The following is a 19731-nucleotide window of genomic DNA, read 5'->3' as shown; positions in this document are numbered from 1 at the left end:
CGTGTGTGCGGGGGCTCTATCGGCCACCCGCACACACGCGTTGGCCGGCCACCCCGTCGATCCTTGTCAGGAAGCAGCGAAGACCTGTGAGTCGTCGGCGAAAGCCTTGAACTCCAGGGCGTTGCCGGCCGGGTCGAGGAGGAACATCGGGGAGTGTAAATCTGACGGCGGATCCGACGATCATGGAGAGACGTCAAGTGACCGGCATCGCCGTGGAGTTGGAGACCGTGGAGCCTGTCGAGAGTGCCCCGTGGGGGGGTGCCTCTATGTCTTTCGTCAAGCGAGGCGGGGGGTTCGGGGTTCGTAGAAGGTGCCGTCGCGGAGCATCGCGAACAGCACGTTGATGCGTTGCCGGGCGAGGCGGAGGAGTGCCTGGGTGTGGGTCTTTCCGCGGGCCCGGCATCGGTCGTAGTAGGTGCGGGAGGCGGGATCGTGCAGGGCGGCGAACGCGGAGAGGAACATCGCGCGTTTGAGCTGCCGGTTGCCGCCTCTGGGTGCGTGTTCGCCATGGATCGAGGTCCCGGACGACTTTGTGGTCGGGGCGAGGCCGGCGTAGGAGGCGAGGTGGGCGGCGGTGGGGAAGCTGGTGCCGTCGCCGACGGTGACCAGCAGTGCGGCGGCGGTCCTGACGCCGACGCCGGGCAGCGACGTCAGGACCTTGGAAAGAGGGTGGTCCTCCAGCAGGGCTGTGATCTGGGCTTCTGCCGCCCGTCTTTGTTCGCGAACGGCGCCGAGCGAGCGGGTCAGCGACGGGATCACGACATCCAGGGTGCCGGTGCCCGGGACCACGACGGTCTGCTCGTCGAGCGCCTCGAAGACGTCGTCGATCAGCCGCTTTGCCATGCGCGGGGCTTTGGGCCGGATTACCTCGACCAGCCTGCGGCGTCCGGCCTTTCGCAGCGCGGCCGGGGATCCGTAGCGTTCCAGCAGCCAGGTGACCGCCTGGTGATCCAGACGTGGGCCCAGGACCCGTTCCAGGGAGGGGTGGAACTGGGTGAGCAGGCCCCGGATGCGGTTGCTGGTGCGGGTGGCCTCGGCCGCCAGGTCCTGGTCGAAGCCGACGAGGACGGTGAGCTCGGCGGTGATCTCGTCGGTCAGCTGAAGCGAGCGCAGGGTGTGCGGCATGGTGCGGGCGGCGTCCGCGATGACGGCCGCGTCGCGGGCGTCGGTCTTCGCCTCGCCCGGGTAGAGGTCAGCGATCCGCCGCATCGACAGGCCCGGCAGGTAGGCGACCTGGCAGCCCGTGTCGCGGGCCACCGTCAGCGGCAGAGCGCCGATGGAGGCCGGCTGGTCCACGACGACCAGGACGGTGCCGAACTTCTCGCGGAGCTTGTCGAAGACCTGCCTCAGCTTCGGTTCGGTGTTGGGCAGCTGCTTGTCGAAGACCTTCTTGCCAGCCGGGGTGAGTCCGTGGCCGTGGTGAGCGCTCTTCCCGACACCCAGGCCCAGGAAGACGCCTGTCTCGTCGTACTCGTTCAAGCCGTCCTCCCGAACGGGGCGTGCGGTGCTGGCCTGGGCGTTGGCGTCGTGCGCGCATCCACGTTATGCAGACCTGTCGCCCGTGTACGGCCGGGCATTGCGCTCGGCCGGGCGGTAGTCGGACCTCTGACTTGTTGAATCGGACCCAGACGCACGGTCTGCAGCCGTAGCGTCCAGGGTGCCGGTCAGCATGGGCTCGCGTGACCTCATGCCGCCCCAATTCGGGCTGGCTCATGATGAGTTTGCCGCCGCTGGCCGGCACCCGCGCGGTGTGGCTCGACAGAGGCGTGACCAATGGACGCTGAGACTTCAAGTCAGAGTGCCCACCGCACCCGTCCCATCCCGTTGCGACCTGGTCAGGGTGCCCGTGATCACCATCGGTATCGATCCCCACAAGTCCTCTCACACCGCCGTTGCCGTCGATGCCGCCGGGCATCAACTGGCCCAGCGGCGCTTCGTTGTCAACGCCGGGACCGTCCGTCAGCTCATGCGCTGGTGCGAGACGTGGCCCGAGCGGCGCTTCGCCGTCGAAGGCGCCCGCGGCCTGGGCCGCAGCCTTGCCCAGCAGCTGGCCGCTGCCGGGGAGAAGGTGGTGGACGTTCCGTCCACCCTCTCCGCCCGGGCCCGGCTGCTGGCCACCGGCGGGGACCGCAAGACCGACGCCGCCGACGCCCTTCATGTCGCTCAGGTCGCACTCTTCCGGCAGGACTTGCGCACGGTCGAACCGGAGGACCAGTCGACGATCCTGCGGCTGCTGACCGAGCGCCACGACGACCTCGTCAACGAACGCACTCGGATCATCAACCGACTCCACGCCGTCCTGCGAGACCTGCTGCCGGGCGGGGCTCCCACCCGCCTGTCCGCCGAGAAGGCCGCAGCCCTCATGAAGGGCATCCGTCCCGCCACAGCCACCGACTCCTGCCGACGCGATCTCGCCCGGGATCTTCTCGCGGATCTTCGACGCGTCGACCGCCAGGTCCGTGACAACGAGGCCCAGATGCGTGACGCCCTGGCGGCCGCCCGCCCCGCGCTGACCGCACTGCCCGGACTGGGCACCGTGATCGCCGCCAAGCTGCTCGGGCACGTGGGCGACGTCGCGCGCTTCCCTACCGAGCACCATTTCGCCAGCTATACCGGTACTGCCCCACTGGACGCCTCCAGCGGAAAGAACACCCGCCACCGACTCAACACCGGAGGAAACCGAGCCCTCAACTCGGTGCTGCACATGGTGGCTGTCTGCCAGATCCGCGACGGCGGCCGTGGACAGGAGTACTACCTGCGCAAGATCGCCGAGGGCAAGACACCGGCGGAGGCACGGAGGGCCCTCAAACGGCGCCTCTCGAACGTGGTCTATCGCACCCTCAAACGCGACCGCCGCAAGGCCCTCCCTACGGCCGCTTGACACACAGAGGCACTCATCAGCGTCTCCAACGGCGCCTCTCGGGCCCGGTGGCACCACCCCCCAGGTCATCTGTTCGACAGGGGGGAACAGCCATGCCGGGCCCGGAGGCCAGCGGCCCTCTTGCAGGACCGCGAAGAAGATAACTGTGAGAGTTCTTCTGCGGCCCGGGATGGGTTGCTGCCAGGCTCGGCGCTCGTGATCCGGCATGACTCGCAAAATAACTGGCGCCCCGTCAGGGGCTGCCGTTCCCCCGAGATGTCTGTCGGACGCGGGCGTCGGCCTGGCCCACCCGTTGGCTTGATCAGCAGCTTGTCCGCCGCCTCACGGCGTGACTCATCACAGTTCCGCCACGTGGTGACTCCACCCAGGCCGACGCCGACCACGGCCCGTCCGCCCGAAGGAGAACAACCGCGTGACCATGCTCGCAGAACAGGTCGACGGCGTCATCGGCGTCGACACCCACCGCGACACCCTTGCCGCAGCAGCCGTCAGCCCCATCGGCGCCGTCCTAGAGACCACCGACGCACCCGCCCACGGCCGCGGCTACCAGCGACTTCTCGACTTCGCCCTCTCGCACGTGCCTGACCGCCGCTGCTGGGCACTCGAAGGCACCGGCAGCTTCGGCGCCGGCCTCGCCGCGTTCCTCGAGGACGCCGGCGAACGCGTCGTCGAGGTCTGCCGGCCCAAGCGCCCGCCGGTCCGCGGCGGGCGCAAGACGGACATGCTCGACGCCATCCGCGCAGCCCGCGAGGCCCTGGCCGCCGAGCACGTCATCCAGCCCCGCATGCGCGGAGCACGCGAGGCGATGCGCGTGCTGCTGGCCACCCGGCAGGGCGCCGTTCACGCCTCCACAGCGGCAATCAACCAGCTCAAGGCGATGATCATCTCCGCGCCGGACGACCTCCGTGCCGAACTACGTCGACTCAATCGGCCGGCGCAGATCACCCGCTGTGCCAGCCTTCACGATCGTCCCGCGCTGTCCATCGAGCACCGAATGACTATTCGCGCCCTGCGCTCGACCGCACAGCGCGTCCGCCACCTGCAGGTCGAGGCCCGCGATCTGGAGAACGAGATTCTTCAGATCGTCCGCCAACAAGCGCCTGAGCTACTGGCGTTGCTCGGCGTCGGTCCGATCACCGCAGCGCAGATCCTGGTCAGCTGGTCGCATCCGGGCCGCTTCCGCTCCGAGGCCGCCTTCGCATCCTTCGCCGGGGTCGCCCCGATCCCGGCTTCCTCGGGCCTCACGAACAAGCACCGACTCAATCGGGGCGGCGACCGCCAGCTGAACCGGGCGATGCACACGATCACTCTGATCAGGATGAGGCTGGACCCCACCACGAAGGCCTACGTTGCTCGCCGGATCAGCGAGGGCAAGAGCTCCCGTGACGCCCAGCGATGCCTCAAACGCAACGTCTGCCGCCAGATCTTCAAGATCCTCGAACGAAGGAGTCAGAACGAAGATGAGCTCTCTCAAGCGGCTTGACACGACATAGCAGCCTCGGGGGCAGCCTGCGTCCGTGTCCGACGAGCAGCTGGTCGCGAGGCTGGTGGAGCGGGGCCGGTCGGAGGGGCTGCAGGTGACCAAACGGGTCCTGGAAGCCGCCCTGGAAGGCGAGATCACCGATCACCTCGGTTATGAGAAGCACGATCCGGCAGGGAAGAACAACGGCAACAGCCGCAACGGCACCCGTGCCAAGACCGTGCTGACCGACGTCGGGCCGGTCGAGGTGAAGGTGCCGCGTGATACCGCCGGCAGTTTCGAGCCGCAGAGCGTCGAGAAGCGGCAGCGGCGTCTGATCGGCGTCGATGAGATGGTGCTCTCCTTGTCCGCGAAGGGCCTTACCCACGTGGAGATATCAGCTCATCTCGCCGAGGTGTACGGCGCCGAGGTGTCCAAGCAGACCGTCTCCACCATCACCGACAAGGTGAGGGAGGGTATGGCCGAGTGGCAGAACCGCCGCTCGACCGCGCTTGACTTCTATCGGTGATTGCGAACGCCCCGCAACCGGTCCGGTCCGGCCCTGTAGAGCAGCGCGTTGACGATCTGCCGCATCTCGTACCGGCCCTGATGGCCGCTGACCGACGGATGCGCGGCCTTCCACGCGGCGATCACAGGCTCGATCAGCGCCCACTGATCGTCGCTCACGTCGGTCTTGTGGGGCTTGCGCTCGCTCACGGTGCCCAGCCCAACATGCCCATGGCCGCCGGCCGGCCGGGATGCCGCACCGCCACACGTTCAGGTGATGCCAAGACTCCTATGCACTCTCATTCCTCCCTCTCACAGCGCCGTGCAGCTCAGCTGGCCGACGGGCCACCTGAGCCGGTGACACCTACGGTGCTTTGCGCGTTGTTGGTGACAAGCAGCGTGCTGACCTGCTGACGACTATCCAGATTCATCGCACCAGGGCCGCACGTCAGTGGCCGCCGATGGTGGCAACTATCGCGCTTCGGCACACATGGACATGGAACCGGCCACCAAAGCGCCCCGGTCGAACGACGACGCATTGACAGACCGGGACATCGTGGGCGCTCGTGACCGGGCATGGCTCCCGCGTCGCTGAGGAGATGAGCAGAACACGTGGACCGGTCGGGGTGGGCAGATTAGGGCGCCGCCGTGTGAACACGACAGTAAGCGAGTGGGGGAGGGCTGGCGCTGATCTCTGCGGCGCGGTCCCCGGGCTGGTGCGCTGTCTGTCAGCTGGACGACCCGTCGCTCCGGGCTGTGGTTACCGCCCACCACCGACGACGACAGCGGCCACAACAACCCCTGTGCGTGCAAGAGCACGGCACGGATTTTTCACGAGGACACAGCGCAGACGGAGAAGGCACGCATCTCCTGACTATCAGTCAAGTCGTGGCGGTCCTAGCGTCAATAGCCCCGGCCACATCGCTCTCTCCGTGAAAAGAGGCCCCTTGGCGATGAAGAGATCACTCCTGCTCAGCGCCCTCACGACGGCCGCGGCACTCGTCGGAACCGTGGTGTCCCCGGCCTACGGCGTCACCGGGCACGCGGCTGCCGCACCCACCTGCAACGCGGCCGACTCCGACATCTACGCCGCTCCCACGAGTGTGGCCGCCACTCCGGGTACCGTCCTCAGCTGCCGTCCAGTCTCCCTCACCCAGGTGCCCGGCAACATCTCCATGACCGCGTGGAAGGTGCGCTACAGCTCAACCGACAACCAGGGTCGGCCCATCGCCGTCTCGGGCACCGTCGCCGTTCCGGCGGCCCCCTGGACCGGACCAGGCACCCGCCCGATCGTCGCGTTCAACCCGGGCACCCTGGGCCTGGGCCCCCAGTGCGCGTTCTCCAAGCAGCTCGCCGGGGCCTACCAGGACGAGTACGAAGGCGACAACATCGCCGCCCTGCTCAAGGCGGGCTACGGGGTCGCCGCCACCGACGGCGCCGGATACCTCGACGGACAGACACACCCCTACGTCTCCGGGACCGACGCCGGGCACGCCCTGCTCGACATCGCCCGGGCCGCCACCGCGCTACCAGCGAGCGGCCTCTCTCCGCAGACCAGCGTGGGACTGTGGGGCTACTCCGAAGGCGGCGCGGCAAGCCTGTGGGCCGCCCAGCTCGCCACCGCTTACGCCCCCGATCTGCATGTCGTCGGCGACGCATCGGGCGGTGTCCCCGGCGACCTCAAGACCGTCGCCGCCTCCCTGGAAGGCGGCGCCTTCTCCGGCTTCCTCGCCGACGCAGCCATCGGGATCCACGCGGCCTACCAGGCGCTCCCCTTCGACTCCCTGCTCAACGACGACGGCCGTAAGGCCGTCACATCCGCCAAGTCCCTGTGCCTGGCCGGTACCACGGCCACGCTCGCAGGCAAGAAGCTGGCCGACTACACCAAGGACGGGCTCAGCCTCGACCAGCTCTACCAGCAGCGCGGTACCGACGGCCGTACCTGGGGCCAGGTCCTGGATGCCCAGAAACTCGGCGTGGACGTGGGCCCCGCGTCCACCACCGCCCGCTACCGCATCCCCTTCCCGGTGCTGCAGTACCGCGGTCTGCTCGACGAGGTCATCCCCACCTCCACCGAGGACGCGACCCGCGCCGCCTACTGCAGCGCCGGCATCACCACCGCTTGGCGAACCTACCCCGGCGACCATCTGCTCACCGACAACCAGGCGATCGGCGACGTCGTCAACTGGTTCGGCGACCGCTTCGCCGGACGCACGGCCCAGAACGACTGCTGAGGCCACGCGTCGGCCGGACATCAGGCAGATCGGAGGGTGAGCGCCAGCGAGTCCCACATCCACCTCGACGGCCCCGGTCCGGCCATAGCGGTCTATGGCACGAGAAGGAGCAATGCTCAGAACCTGTGGATCGCCCGGGGAGGACGTACCTTCCCGGGTGATTGATCGATAGGTCACCGAGCAAGACCGGCGTTCGCAGTACCGGCCGGGAAGGTACGTCCGTGCTCACCGTAGTCAGCGAGAACGGCTCCACTCACGACCTTCGCCGGCGTGCTCGCCCACCAGCTCGCCACCCGGGCCGAAGTCCTCGGCTTCACGCCCCACAAGCAGTCCGGTCCCGCAACACGGGAGGTCTCCCGCCGCCGTGCCAGCCGCACGTCCCCGCCGGTGTCCGGCCAGCTCCTCGATCCCGGGCAGCCGCCCCTGTTCGCCATGGAGCGGGAGTGGACCGCGCTGCGCGGGCTGAGTACGACCGAGCTTCCGGCCCTCACCGAGCGTGCGGCACAACTGCCGGCCGGCTTCGCGCCGCTGACGCCGGTTCCCGACCCGCGGCGCCCCGCATCGGCAGGTGCGGGGTCCTGCGAATTCTCTAGGCCTGGTTGGGCGCCGAGGCACCGTTCAGCGTGGAGGATGTCCTTGGTCTGTCCGCCACGTTCTCCCCGACAGCAACGGCGCGCGCTCTGGGGTACCTGCGACGCCAGGGTCTTCTTCGCCCCGCCGGCCCCGCCCAGCAGGACGAAGATGCGCTACGCGAGATCCACGCCGGGGGGGCCAGCGTGTCAGCGAGCTTGGCCCGCGAACGCCGCAACCGGCGACACGAAGCCGCGATCGCCGCCAAGCTCACCGTGCTGCCCGGCCCGCTCGCCGCCCAGGTCCATGTATGGGTGAGGGTCATGCGCGGCCAGGGGCGACGCTGTCACCGGGCTGCCGACTACGCCCGTATCCGGCGCAACCTCAGCACCGCCCTGCCCGTGCTCAAGGCATGGGCCAGCGTCGGCCTGGACCTGCGGCAGATCACCGCCGAGCACATCCGCACCGAACTCAACCAGCGTCAGGTCAGCCAAGCCCGCGCGCTGCACCACGTCCTGCGCAGCGTCTTCGCCGCGTTGAAGCAGGAGAAAGTTCTCTTCCACAACCCGACGTTGGGAATCTCGCTGACCACCGCGGTGCCCGTCCCCACCCCGCTGCCCAGCGACCGGCTCCGCGGCCTCCTGGACCGCCTCGAGGGCCCCCGTGCCAGGCTCACCGTCGGCCTGGTCGCGGTCCACGGAGTGCGGCCTCTCGAAGTCACGCGGCTCAGACTCGCCGACCTCGATCTGCACCGCCGCACCCTGCGCATCCGGCGCGGCAAGGGCCACCAGCACGTCGTCCACCTGGACGTGCTGACTCTGCACCTTCTCGCCGCCTGGCTCACCGAGCGCCGCAAGAACTGGCCCACCTCGGACAACCCGCACCTGCTCATCACGAGCCACTGCGCCCACCACCCCGCCCAGCCACCCATGAGCTACTGCGCACTGAGGGCCGCCTTCGACCAGACCGGCATGCTGCCGAAGCAACTGTGGAGCGACCGCGTCCTCGACGAAGCCAGACACACCGCCGATCCTGTTCACCTCGTCCGCGTCTTCGGCATCCACCCCCACACCGCCGTCAGGTACGTCCACGCAGCCCACCCGGACAAGGCCTTGGCGAGAATCCGCTGAGGCGACGCCGGCCCCCGCGCGGTGATCCGTGCCAGCCCCAAACGCTGGGAAAGGAAGTTCTTCGAGGGGGAAAGGATGGGTACCCCGGGGCCGTCGCACAGGCCCACGCCGGCTTGGGGTGCCGGTAAGAACGCTGTCAGCAGCCGCAAACAGCGGTGATTCCTGACCGTTGCGAACGCCGACGCCCCCAGGCGCGGAAGCGGCAGCCAGTCTGAGTTCGTTGCTCTTCCCCAGCCGGGCGATAGCGGCCACCCCCGACCCTCCGTGGGGAGGGCCTGGCACCCGGGACCAATGAGGTCCGGCTCGCCGCGTGCGAGACCCACACAGGTGGGCTGACACTGCCCGACGAGGTCATCACGCTTGCCGCGGCCTTCCACTACGCCGACTACCGCCGCGTCAGCACCTGTGGCATGCCTCTGACGACCCCACGGGCTAGGCAGTCGACCAGATCTACGCCCGGATGGCCGGAGCCAAGAACGGCGTCCATGCACCGGAACGGGCGGCCGAGGCACTCCACTGGGTCGTACGGGATCTGAGGCAGGAGTCCCCAGGGCGGCTGAGCCTATGGCGCTTCATCCATCTGGGGCGACGAGGCCACGGTGCGGGTCGACTCCGTCACGCATGGTGCCCTGTGTTCGCGGGCATGCACGGACGGCGGCTCCGAGGTCATGGTCTCGACGACGGTGCTCATGACGCACCTCCGGGATATGTTTCGCTTGCTATATTTCGATGTCTGTGAGTCGTGCCGGGCGAGGGCCGGGTGCGCGGGCGGGGAGGTCTCAGTGCCGCGGTATGTGGATCCGGAGGAGCGTGTTCGCGACATCGTCGCGGCCTCCCTGCAGGCTTTGAGTGAGGGAGGGCTGGCCGAGCTGACGCTTCGGAAGATCGCGCAGCGGATGGGCGGGTCCATCACGCTGATCACGCACTACTTCGCCAACCGTGAGGCCCTGCTGGATGCCGTCCTGCAGTACGCGTTGGCTGATGTGGACGTCGTCCTTGAGGAAATGGGGCAGATTGCCGAGCCCCGGGACCGGCTGCGGGTCGCCCTGCAGTGGTTCCTGCCGGACACCGAGGAGGCGCTGAGAGATGAGCGCGCGCGGGTGGCGTTGCTGACGCATCAGGGTGCGGAGCCGGTCATCCGGCGGCACCTGGCGCGGATGGAGCCGGCGATGCGAGCGGTTCTGGTGCGGGCCGTCGAGGAGTTGGTCCCGGCCGACGAGCTGGAGGACACGGTCGACATGGTGCGGGTCTGGGTGTCCGGTATAGCCCTGTCCGTGGTCGAGCACCCGGAGATCTGGACGCCGGAGCGTCAACTGGCCGCGCTGGAGCGTTTCCTCAAGGTGCTGTCGCTCGTGGAGCTCCCGGCCGGTTGAGCGGACCGCAGCGAGGGAGCGGACCGGCCGGTGGCATCCGGTCGATCCGCTGCTCTGTCTCAGGGTGCCCGCAGATCGACGGCGTGTGCACGGTGCGGTTCGGCGCGGAGTTCCGCCTTCGCGATCTTGCCGCTGGCCGTGTGCGGCAGGCTGTCACGGAACTCGATGTAGCGTGGCACCTTGAAGCGGGCGAGCCCCCTCAGGCACCACGCCTCGATCTCCTGGGCGGTCAGGCTGGCCCCCGGCTTGAGTACGACGACCGCCTTCACCTCTTCGTCGCGCTGGGGGTCGGGAACCGGTATGACACCGACCTCCTCCACCTCCGGCATGCTCATGATCTGCAGTTCGACCTCGGCCGCGGCGATGTTCTCTCCGCTGCGGCGGATGACATCGCGGACGCGGCCCTCGTAGTAATGCTGTCCGTCGGCGTCCTTGCGGACGATGTCGCCGGTACGGAACCAGCCGCCGGGCAGGAAGAGTTCGGCGTTGGCCTCGGGGCGGTTGTGGTAGCCGAGCATCATGCCGGGTCCCCGCAGGCACAGTTCACCCGAGCGGCCCGGCTCGACCTCCTCGCCGTTCTGGTCGATGATCTTCGACTCGCGCTGAGGGAAGCACCAGCCCATGGAGCCGGTGCCGACGGTGTCGGTGCGCTCGTACGGGACAAAAGTGCCGTTGCCGACCTCCGTGCTGGCGTAGACCTCGCGCGCCCGCAGGCCGAAGCGGCGCTCCAGCGGCTCGTGCAGGGAGGGCGGCATGGCCGACACGGGTGCTTTTTTCAGGGCCAGTTTCCGGTCGGCGTCGCTCTCCGGGAGATCGAGCATGCCCTCGTCGATCCAGGCCATGTCGATCTGGTGGTCGACGAGCCAGTTCATGAACTTGCGCCGGCTCAGCCCCGCGGTGACGTACAGGCCACCTCCGCCGGCCAGCGCCATCATCAGATAGGCCTGGTTCTGCATGTAGTAGAAGGGGTGGTCCGCCAGGATCCGCTGGGCGTCGCCGAGCGCCGAGCCGTAGACGCCGATCTGGATCCAGTAGGTGTGGGTGAGCAGGCATCCCTTGGGGAGCCCGGTCGTGCCGGACGTGAACTGGATGTTGACCACCACACCGGGGTCTGCCCGGTGGGTGCGCGGCGTCGGCTCGTGCGCGGCCAGCGTGGCGAAGTCGTGCAGGCCGGTGACGGGTTCGCCGACGACGATGATCCGTTCGCTCGCCACGGGGCCGATGCCGTCATCGGTGAGTGCGCCGGTGACGACGTCGTCGGCGGCGACGAGCCACCGGGCGCCGGCGTCACCGAGGACGAAGTCGATCTCCCGCGGGGTGTACTTGGGGTTCATCGGCACGGCGACCGCGCCGGCTTCGATGACCGCGAGCCAGGTCAGCGGGAACTCCTCCTGGTTGCGCAGCAGGATGCCGACCTTGTCGCCGGGCGTGAGGCCGAGGAGTTCGAGGCCAGTGCGCACCCGGCTGATCCGCTCGCGCAGTTCCGCCCAGGTCAGTGTGGGGCCCCCGCCCTCGATGTGGGTGAGGGCGAGGTTGTCCGGCCACTGCCCGGCGGCGTAGTCCAGTGCCTCGGGGATGGTCTTGTCGAGGAGGTACTGCTGGTGTGCGTCCAGTTCCATGTTCTCGGCCTCTCTACGGCAGTTCAGACGGTGGACCACAGGGCGCGCTGCGTCGCGACGAATCCGGGGCGCTCCCGGCCCCTGACCTCGGCGCGCAGGTCGGTGACGACGAGGTGGCCCTGGTCCCCGCGGTCGATGACCTCGCGGACGTGGCCGTGGACGCGGAAGGGGTCGGTGGTGCGGATCACCGAGACGAAGCGGACGTTGTCCAGCCCGTAGTTCCAGGCGATCCACGGGCCCTCGGACCACAGGGAGTGGTTGCACAGCACGTCCAGCAGGCTGAGCAGGTGGAAGCCCTCCACCAGGCCGTCGCCGTACTCGTCCTCGCCCTCGTAGGCGTGCGGGTACTCGTCGTGGTACGACGCCTTCTCGAAGTCCTTGGTGCGTTCGTCGTCGACGACGAACCAGGGCGTGGTGAACGTCCCGCCCAGCAGAGCCGGTGCCTGGGAGGGGTGGGGGACGGTCAGGGTCGTGGCTCCCTCGGTGGAGAGGATGCCCATGGTCGGCTCCTTTGTGTAGCGATTGATTTACTACGAGGGCGTACGTGGCCCGGAGGCCGGCGGGCGCGGGGTGTCAGGCGCTTCGGCGGCGGGGCTGCCAGCCGGGCCGGGGCACCGCGTCCAGCAGTTCCCGGGTGTACGGGTCCCGGGGGTGGTCCAGCACCTCGGCGGTGGGCCCCTGTTCCACGACGCGACCGTCGCGCATGACCAGGCATTGGTCGGTGACCTGGCGGACCACCGCAAGGTCGTGCGAGACGAACAGGAACGCCACTGTGGTGCGCTCGCGAATGTCGCGGAGCAGGTTCAGTACCTGTGCCTGCACGCTGACGTCGAGGGCGGCGACGGCCTCGTCGAGGATCAGGATCTCCGGCTCCAGGGCCAATGCCCGGGCGATGGCCACGCGTTGCCGCTGTCCGCCGGACAGATCGCGCGGGAGCCGCGCCGCGTGCTGCTCGTCGAGCCCGACCTCGGCCAGCAGACCCACAGCGCGCTCCTGGGCCGCGGCACGCCCGAGCCCGATGCGCACGCGCAGCAGTTCCGTCAGACCGGCGCCGATGCGCTGGCGGGGATCGAGGGAGGCGAAGGGATCCTGGAAGACCATCTGCACGGGGCGCGCGGTCCCCTTCCCGCTGCCCGCGGCGGTGACCGTCCCGCTCGTGGCCCGCTCCAGCCCGGCGATGATGCGCGCAGTGGTGGTCTTGCCCGAGCCGGACTCGCCCACGACGGCCAGCGAGCCACCGCGCTCCAGGGTGAAACTGACGTCGTCGACGGCGACGAGCGCCTTGCCGCCCCGGGAATGGGAGGGGAACTCCTTACGCAGACCCTCCACGACGAGTGCGGGAGCGATGACTGATCGGGTCGTCATGAGTGCACCACCTGGGCAAGCTCGGCGCCGATCTGTTCCACTCGATGGCAGGCGACCAACCGGTCCTCCACGGTGCGCAGTTGTGGCCGGTTTTTCCGGCATTCCTCGGTGGCGAAGGGGCAGCGTGCGGCGAACGCGCAGCCCGAGGCCACCTCGTACGCCGAGACCGGCCGGCCCGGGATCGGCTTCAGCCGGGTCACGGCCGTCGCGCTGGGACGGCAGGCGAGCAGGCCGGCCGTATAGGGGTGCAGGGGACGGGAGTAGACCTCCGCGGTGGTTCCCCGTTCGACGACGGTCCCGGCGTACATGACGGCCAGGGAGTCGGTCACAGCGGCGGCCAGATCCAGGTCGTGGGAGATGAACAGCAGCCCGAGGTTCCGCTCGCGGATCTGCTCCTGCAGGATCGCCATGACCTCAGACTGCACGGTCACGTCCAGCGCGGTGGTGGGCTCGTCCGCGAAGACCAGCTTGGGGGAGGGCAGCAGCGCGGCCACGATCATCATGCGTTGCAGCAGGCCGCCGGAGAGCTCGTGCGGGTACTGGGTCAGGCGGTGCTCGGGGTCGGTGATGCCTATGCCCGCCATGAGTGCGCAGGCCCGCTGCCTGGCCTCTCGGGGGCCGAGCAGTTTGCCGGCCACGACGCCTTCGATCAGGAAGTCCCCGACGGTGCGCAGCGGGTTGGTGTGGGCGCGCGGGTCCTGGTGGATGAGCGCGACGTCCCGGGACCGGTACGCGCTCAGTTCACGGCGGGAGAAGCCGAGCACCGAACGTCCCTCGAAGTCGATCCGCCCGGACGTCGCGGCATGCCGTGGCAGCAGTCGCATGGCGGACTTGACCAGCATCGACTTGCCCGAGCCCGACTCGCCGACCAGTCCCACGGTCTCGCCCGCCGCCACGGTCAGATCCACGTCGCGGACCAGTGTGCGCCGGTTCCTGCGGTCCCCGGCAGTGATGCCGACGCCCTGCAACTCCAGCAGGGGTGCGTTGTTCATCGGGTCCCTCCGAACCGCTGGGTGAGGCGCTCCCCCAGCACGTTGAACGCCACCACCGAGATGACGATGCACAAGCCCGCCGCCATGCTCTGCTGCACGGCACCGTCCAGCACCTCGGACCGGCCGTCGGCCACCATCACTCCCCATTCCGGCGTCGGAGGCTGGATGCCGAGCCCGAGGAACGACACAGCCCCGAAGTCCATCAGCGCGGATCCGAAGCCGATCGTCGCCTGGGCCAGCACGATCGGTGCGACATTGGGCAGCAGGTGCCGCAGGCAGATTCGCCACGTCGGCAGACCCGCCAGCTGCAGTGCCTCGATGTAGGGCAGCTGTCGCTGCCGCACGGCGACACTGCGCACCACCCGGGCCACGTACGGCGTGTAGACGAGCGTCAGGGCCAGGACCGGCGCCCAGAAGCCGGCGCCGAACACGGCCGCGGCGACGACGGCCACGAGCACGCCGGGAATCGCGAACAGCAGGGTCAGCAGCCGGTTCAGCAGCCGGTCGACCCAGCCGCCGTGCCAGGCGGCCGCGAGCGCCAGCAAGGTGCCCAGGCCGGCGCTGCCCAGGACGATGATGCCCGGTCCCGCGAAACTCAGCCGGGCCCCGGTCAGGGCCCGGGAGAAGATGTCCCGGCCCAGCGAGTCGGTGCCGAACAGGTGGGCGCCGCTCGGTCCCTGGCTCGCGGCGAGGACATCGGTGGCCGCCGGGTCGTACGGCGCGATCCAGGGGCCGATCACCGCGAGGACCACCAGGCCGGCGGCCAGTGCTGCCGAGACCATGAGCAGCGGGTCACCGGGACGCCTGGTGCTGGTTCTCCGCAGACGGAGAGTGGCTGTGAGCGTGGCCATCGGTCAGCGTCCTTTCCTCAGTCGCGGATCCAGCAGGTGCTGGCCGGCGTCGAGCAACGTGGTCACGACGACGAACACGGTGACGATCAACGCGCTGACGGCGGTCACGACCGGGTAGTCCTTGGCGGAGACGCTCCTGATCAGCAACGAGCCGATGCCGTCGATACCGAAGGCGGGCTCCACCACCACCGCGCCGGCCACCAGCCCGGCCACGGTCAGACCGGAAGCGGTCAGGATCGGCAGTGCGGCGTTGCGCAGAATGTGCCGCCGGAAGACCCAGGAGCGGGGCAGCCCCCGGCCACGGCCGGTCAGCACATGCTCGGCCTCGGCCTCCTCGCCGATCGCACTGGAGGTCATCTGGATCAGATAGGCGGCATACCCGATGGACAGCGCGATGGCGGGGAGGGTGAGGTGCCACAGCCGGTCGGTGAAGCCGCTGCCCGCGCCGCCGGTCGGGAACCATCCGAGGTTCACGGCGAAGACACTGATCAAAAAGGTGGTGGCGACGAAGGCCGGCACGGCGATGCCCAGCCCGGCCAGGGCGTTGACCAGCGGGCGCCACCGCGGACTCGTCCCGCCGATCCCGCCGAGGACCAGGCCCGCGACGAGGATGAGGACCGCTGCCATGCCGACGAGCACAAACGTGGTGAGCAGCCGGGGAGCGAGCAGATCGGAGACCGGTTCCCGGTAGGTCAGCGAGGTGCCGAGGTCTCCGTGCAGGGCGCCGGTCAACCAGTGCCAGTATCGCTCCGGCAGCGGGTCGTCCAGCCCGAGCCTGACCCGCATCGCGGCGCGCGCGGAGTCAGAGGCGTGCGGCCCCAGCAACTGGGCCACCGGGTCTCCGGGAGACAGGGTGAGGACGGCGAACAGGAGGAAGGAGGCGCACAGGATGGTGAGGACGGGGCCCACGACGTAGGTCATGGCGAGGGCCGTGGCGGGGTGGCGCCAGGAGGTGCGGATCCGGGCCGGCACACCGGTCGCGGAAGTGGACACGGACATCTCGTCGCTCCTACTTCTGCGTGGCGCCGACGTAGGCCATCTGCGGCATGGACCAGTAGGCGAACGAGGTGATCGCCCCGGTCAGCCGGTCGTTGAGGAAGGTCGTGGTGTTGGTGGAGACCAGCGGGATGACCGCGTCGGCCTTCTCGTACAGCGCCTGCATCTCGATGATCTTCTCGGCTCGCTGGGTTCCGTCGAAGGTGCTGCGTGCATCGTCGAACAGTTTGGTGGCCTGCGGGTCGTCGTAGTTGACGTAGTTGTAGGTCTGCTTGGGCAGGAACGTGAAGCCGATGGTCTCCAACGGGTCCGGCGTGGCGCTGAAGTTCGACGACAACATGAGATCGACGCCCTTGCGCTTGGAAGCGTCGTAGCCCGCCTGTGCGTAGACCAGCGGCTGCATGCTCTGGATCTTGATCGTCAGGCCGGCTTCCCGGCCCTGCTGCTGGAGCAACTGCGCCGTGCGCGACTGAGTGTCATCGCCCGCGGCGATGGCCAGGACGATCTGCTGTCCCTTGTAGGAGGAGGACTTGACCAGCTTCTTGGCTGCGTCCATGTCGTAGGACCGCGCGGTCTCGAAGGCCTTGTACGCCTTCTCGTACGCTGCGCGCTGGGCGTTGGGCCAGGTTGCGGGGGGTGTCATGGTGTACAGGGGGGTGGCGGCTCCGTGGTACACGGCCTTCGCGAGGGCCTCGCGGTCGATCATCCGCTGCAGGGCGGCGCGCAGGTCGCCGTCGGCCATCACACCGTCCGGACGGGCGACGTAGAGGTTCATCGACTGAGGAGAGAGCCCGAAGACCAGTCGCCCCTTCTTGGACTTCTGCAGGGCCGGCACGGAGGAAGCAGACAGCTCGTAGGCGCCGTCGATCTCGCCGGCGTTCAGCGACTGGGCGAGGGAGGTGGCATCGGTGACGAACGTGAACTTCACCGACTTGGCGAACGGGCGCCGCTCGCGGTTCCAGTAGGCGTCGTTGCGGCTCATCGTGATGCTGTCGCCGCTGGTCCATTTGTCGAGCTTGAACGGCCCGCTGCACATCAGGCCGCCGGCCGGGGTGCCGAGCTTGGAGCCGGCCTTCTCGGCGAACGTCTTCTTCAGGACCACCATGTTGGCCAGTTCGCTCGTGAACATCTCGTCCGGCTGTTTGAAGGTGACGGTGACCTTGTCGGCTGCCGTCGCCTTGATGGAGTCGACGTTGGCGAAGAGATAGCTGGTGACCTTCGACGGGTCGGCTGCCCGGCGCAGACTGAAGGCGACGTCCTCCGCGGTGACGGTGGACCCGTCCCAGAATGTGGTGTCCGGGCGGATCGTGAGCACGAGTTTGGTCGGCGACTGCTGGTCGTAGCTCGCCAGGTTGGGCTTGAGGTTGTACTTCGCGTCCAGGGTCAGCAGGGAGTCGCAGAGATTGCGGACCACCTGGCCGCTCTGCGGGGTCGCGGCGTTGGCCGGATCCAGCGTCTCCGGCTCGCCGCCGGTGAGGTTCCACGTGATCCGGTCGACGTCACCCTTTGCGGCCGGAAGTGAGGGGATCAGGTCGTCGGCGGAGACCGGCTTCTGCCCGCCCGATGAGCCACCGGAACACGCGGTGAGCGTGGACGCGGCCAGTGCGAGGCTGAGCACCGCGGCTCCTGGAATGTGTCGTATAGCCATCGGGACGCTCCTTCGGCGCAGCCTGTGGCCGCTTTCGAGCCAAGTTGACGGTGAATGTATAGCGACTGATGTACAACAGGCAATGAGTCAAGGGCGGGGTTTTCCAGGTCGTAACTTTCGTCCGGCAGCGCCCCTCTGTGCCGGTGCGGCTACCGTGCGTATCGCGACAGGTGTACGACGCCCGTCGGGCGCGCATCGCAACCGGACCTGCCGCATGGTGGCGCTCTGCCGCCAACGTGTGCCCCAGGTTGGGACGATGTGTCCTGGCCCACTTGTGGTCCGAGCCGAGGGCACCGGACCACAACGCGAGCACCGACGTGAGCGCCGAGTCCCGGGTGCTGTGCACTCGTCGGGAGGGCGCGGCACGGCGCGCGCTCTGGGCGACGGCAGCCGGTGGCGGACGGTGCCGTGCGCCGCCGCCCCGCGTCGGCTCGGTGTCCCGTCGTTGCCGGTGGGTCGACCCTGGTTCCAGCCCATGCTGTCGCGTGCCCGGGGGTTACCGGCGACGGGGCCTGGCGACCTCTCCACGGCCGAGCTCGAGACAGAGGGTCGCCGATTTCAGCCGCATGTGCGGTCGGCGAGTCCTCGTCCGCTCAGCCCAGGATGCGGCGTGCGGGGTGGACTCGGTGAACTCACAGGGCGGGGTGCCGTGTCCACCAGTCTGTGGCGCGCTCGTAGCGGGCGGCAGCGGAGACGACGGCCTCGTCGGCGTGCTGAGGTCCGATGATCTGGAGGCCGACGGGAAGACCTCCGGCCGTGAAGCCGCAGGGCACGGAGACGGCGGGGAGTCCGGCATGGCTGGGCGACTCGGTGAGCCGGTGCAGGTGCCATCCCGGATCGGCGAGAGGCAGCCCGTTCACGGTGGCGGGACCGCCCACGTCCCCGGCGTGGGGGAAGGCCGGGAAGGGCGTGGTGGGGGTGACCAACAGGTCGAAGTCGGCGAACACCTCCGCATAGGCGAGGTAGATGGCCGTCTTCGTCTCGCGCGCGGCACGTCCCACGTCCACGGGCGAAAGGCGCGCCGCCCGGTCCGCCATGTCCACCGCCAGAGGCCAGATGTCGAGCTCCGCCGCGCGCATCTCCTCCACGATCGTCATGTACTCGGGGCCCCAGTAGGCCACGGCGAATGCCATGGGGTCCGGCACTTCCACCTGGGTCTCCTCCACCACCGCCCCGGCGGCCCTCAGGTCCTCCAGAGCGGCGGCGAAGACGCGCTGCGTCTCCACGTCCACCGGGCCGTGCAGCAGGCCGCGGTCAGCCGCGATGCGCAGGCCGCTCAGGTCCCCCGCGGCCAGGGCCGCCTCCGCATACCGTTCGCCGGTGGCGGGCAGGGAGAGGCGGTCGAGGGGGTGGGGGCCGACGGTGGCATCAAGGAGGAGCGCGGCATCCACGACACGGCGGGTGATGGGACCCTCGGTGGTGTCCGGCTCCGTGTTGGCGAGGTGGGGAATGCGGCCGGTTGAGGGCTTGACCCCGACCGCTCCGCAGAGCGAGGCGGGGACGCGGATGGAGCCTCCGCCGTCGGAGCCCCAGGCCACGGGCGCGACGCCTGCGGCGGTCGAGGCCGCGGCGCCACCACTGGAGCCGCCGGCCGCACGGGCCGGGTCCCATGGAGTGCCGGTGGTGCCGGTCAGCTTGCTCTCGGTGACGCCAAGGAATCCGAACTCGGGGGTCGTGGTCTTGCCCAGCAGGATCGTCCCGGCGTCCTTGAGCCGGGACCAGGCGGCGGCATCCTTGTCGGGCACGTGGTCGGCGTAGGCGACGCAGCCGTATGTGGTGCGCACACCGGCCGTGTCGGTGAGGTCCTTCACCGTGATCGGAACTCCGTACAGCGCAGGCAACTCCTCCCCGGCGGCAAAGCGCTGCTCGGCCTTCAGCGCCTGCTCCCTGGCGGCGTCCGCGGTGACCGTCACCATGACGTTCAACCGGGCGTCCACCCGATCCAGGCGGTCCAGCGCCGCACCGACCACCTCCACCGGCGACAATTGCCGGCTTCGGTACAGCTGCCCGAGTTCATGTGCGCTGAGCCATGTCAGGTCGTCGGCCATGGCGGTACCACCCTCATCTGCATCCGATTTAATGAAGCAGGTGCTATACGAACGCCTT

At 69.0% G+C, this 19731-nt stretch carries 14 protein-coding genes and 2 pseudogenes; 6 read left to right on the top strand and 10 right to left on the bottom strand.

Annotation, left to right across the window (positions count from 1 at the left end; all coding sequences use genetic code 11):
• Nucleotides 1-276: 276 nt before the first annotated feature.
• A complete protein-coding gene (locus SCAB_RS06785; protein ID WP_012999310.1) occupies nt 277-1479 on the bottom strand; it encodes an IS110 family RNA-guided transposase in 1203 nt (400 codons plus the stop codon).
• Nucleotides 1480-1846: 367 nt separating this feature from the next.
• On the opposite strand from SCAB_RS06785, the gene SCAB_RS06780 reads away from it, so the two are divergent.
• From SCAB_RS06780 to SCAB_RS06770, 3 genes and pseudogenes are all read left to right on the top strand, one after another.
• Nucleotides 1847-2881 carry an IS110 family RNA-guided transposase gene (locus SCAB_RS06780; protein WP_037724140.1) on the top strand — a complete coding sequence of 345 codons (1035 nt, stop codon included), beginning with the start codon at nt 1847-1849 and terminating at the stop codon, nt 2879-2881.
• Nucleotides 2882-3293: 412 nt separating this feature from the next.
• Entirely contained in the window at nt 3294-4364 is a 1071-nt protein-coding gene (locus tag SCAB_RS06775; RefSeq protein ID WP_012999308.1) for an IS110 family RNA-guided transposase, read from the top strand.
• A 34-nt stretch (nt 4365-4398) separates the two neighbouring features.
• Nucleotides 4399-4839: pseudogene (locus SCAB_RS06770) on the top strand (transposase); the annotation flags it as partial.
• Nucleotides 4840-4901: 62 nt separating this feature from the next.
• Here SCAB_RS06770 and SCAB_RS06765 read toward each other — a convergent pair.
• A pseudogene (locus tag SCAB_RS06765) lies at nt 4902-5057 on the bottom strand (transposase); the annotation flags it as partial.
• A gap of 743 nt (nt 5058-5800) precedes the next feature.
• On the opposite strand from SCAB_RS06765, the gene SCAB_RS06760 reads away from it, so the two are divergent.
• From SCAB_RS06760 to SCAB_RS06750, 3 genes are all read left to right on the top strand, one after another.
• A complete protein-coding gene (locus SCAB_RS06760; protein WP_012999305.1) occupies nt 5801-7081 on the top strand; it encodes a lipase family protein in 1281 nt (426 codons plus the stop codon).
• 776 nt (nt 7082-7857) lie between these two features.
• Nucleotides 7858-8781, top strand: a complete 924-nt coding sequence (locus SCAB_RS06755) for a tyrosine-type recombinase/integrase (RefSeq protein ID WP_148274186.1) — start codon at nt 7858-7860, stop codon at nt 8779-8781.
• A 794-nt stretch (nt 8782-9575) separates the two neighbouring features.
• Nucleotides 9576-10154 (top strand): TetR/AcrR family transcriptional regulator, encoded by a 579-nt coding sequence (locus SCAB_RS06750; protein WP_012999303.1) that lies wholly within the window; start codon nt 9576-9578, stop codon nt 10152-10154.
• A 59-nt stretch (nt 10155-10213) separates the two neighbouring features.
• Here the strand turns inward: SCAB_RS06750 and SCAB_RS06745 are convergent, their stop codons facing one another.
• The 8 genes from SCAB_RS06745 to SCAB_RS06710 all read right to left on the bottom strand — a co-directional run bounded on the left by SCAB_RS06745 (nt 10214) and on the right by SCAB_RS06710 (nt 19673).
• A complete protein-coding gene (locus SCAB_RS06745) occupies nt 10214-11773 on the bottom strand; it encodes a class I adenylate-forming enzyme family protein (RefSeq protein WP_012999302.1) in 1560 nt (519 codons plus the stop codon).
• Between the two features lie 23 nt (nt 11774-11796).
• Complete coding sequence (locus SCAB_RS43665; RefSeq protein ID WP_012999301.1) at nt 11797-12273, bottom strand: hotdog family protein; 477 nt, start codon at nt 12271-12273, stop codon at nt 11797-11799.
• Between the two features lie 73 nt (nt 12274-12346).
• Nucleotides 12347-13138 (bottom strand): ABC transporter ATP-binding protein, encoded by a 792-nt coding sequence (locus SCAB_RS06735; RefSeq protein WP_012999300.1) that lies wholly within the window; start codon nt 13136-13138, stop codon nt 12347-12349.
• The gene (locus SCAB_RS06730; RefSeq protein ID WP_012999299.1) at nt 13135-14130 is read right to left on the bottom strand and encodes an ABC transporter ATP-binding protein; all 996 of its coding nucleotides are present in this window, start codon (nt 14128-14130) and stop codon (nt 13135-13137) included. Before SCAB_RS06730 ends, SCAB_RS06735 begins: the two co-directional genes overlap by 4 nt.
• A complete protein-coding gene (locus SCAB_RS06725) occupies nt 14127-14981 on the bottom strand; it encodes an ABC transporter permease (RefSeq protein WP_037724141.1) in 855 nt (284 codons plus the stop codon). The genes SCAB_RS06730 and SCAB_RS06725 overlap by 4 nt, the downstream gene beginning before the upstream one ends.
• A gap of 3 nt (nt 14982-14984) precedes the next feature.
• Nucleotides 14985-15980 (bottom strand): ABC transporter permease, encoded by a 996-nt coding sequence (locus SCAB_RS06720; RefSeq protein WP_012999297.1) that lies wholly within the window; start codon nt 15978-15980, stop codon nt 14985-14987.
• 10 nt (nt 15981-15990) lie between these two features.
• The gene (locus SCAB_RS06715) at nt 15991-17625 is read right to left on the bottom strand and encodes an ABC transporter substrate-binding protein (protein ID WP_063649835.1); all 1635 of its coding nucleotides are present in this window, start codon (nt 17623-17625) and stop codon (nt 15991-15993) included.
• Nucleotides 17626-18257: 632 nt separating this feature from the next.
• Nucleotides 18258-19673: an amidase gene (locus SCAB_RS06710; RefSeq protein ID WP_046773329.1), complete on the bottom strand. Its 1416-nt coding sequence runs from the start codon at nt 19671-19673 to the stop codon at nt 18258-18260.
• Nucleotides 19674-19731: the final 58 nt, after the last annotated feature.

Source organism: Streptomyces scabiei 87.22 (genome assembly GCF_000091305.1).
Lineage (GTDB): Bacteria > Actinomycetota > Actinomycetes > Streptomycetales > Streptomycetaceae > Streptomyces > Streptomyces scabiei.
Note: the sequence above shows the minus strand (reverse complement) of the source record. Positions and strands in the feature narration are given on the sequence as shown.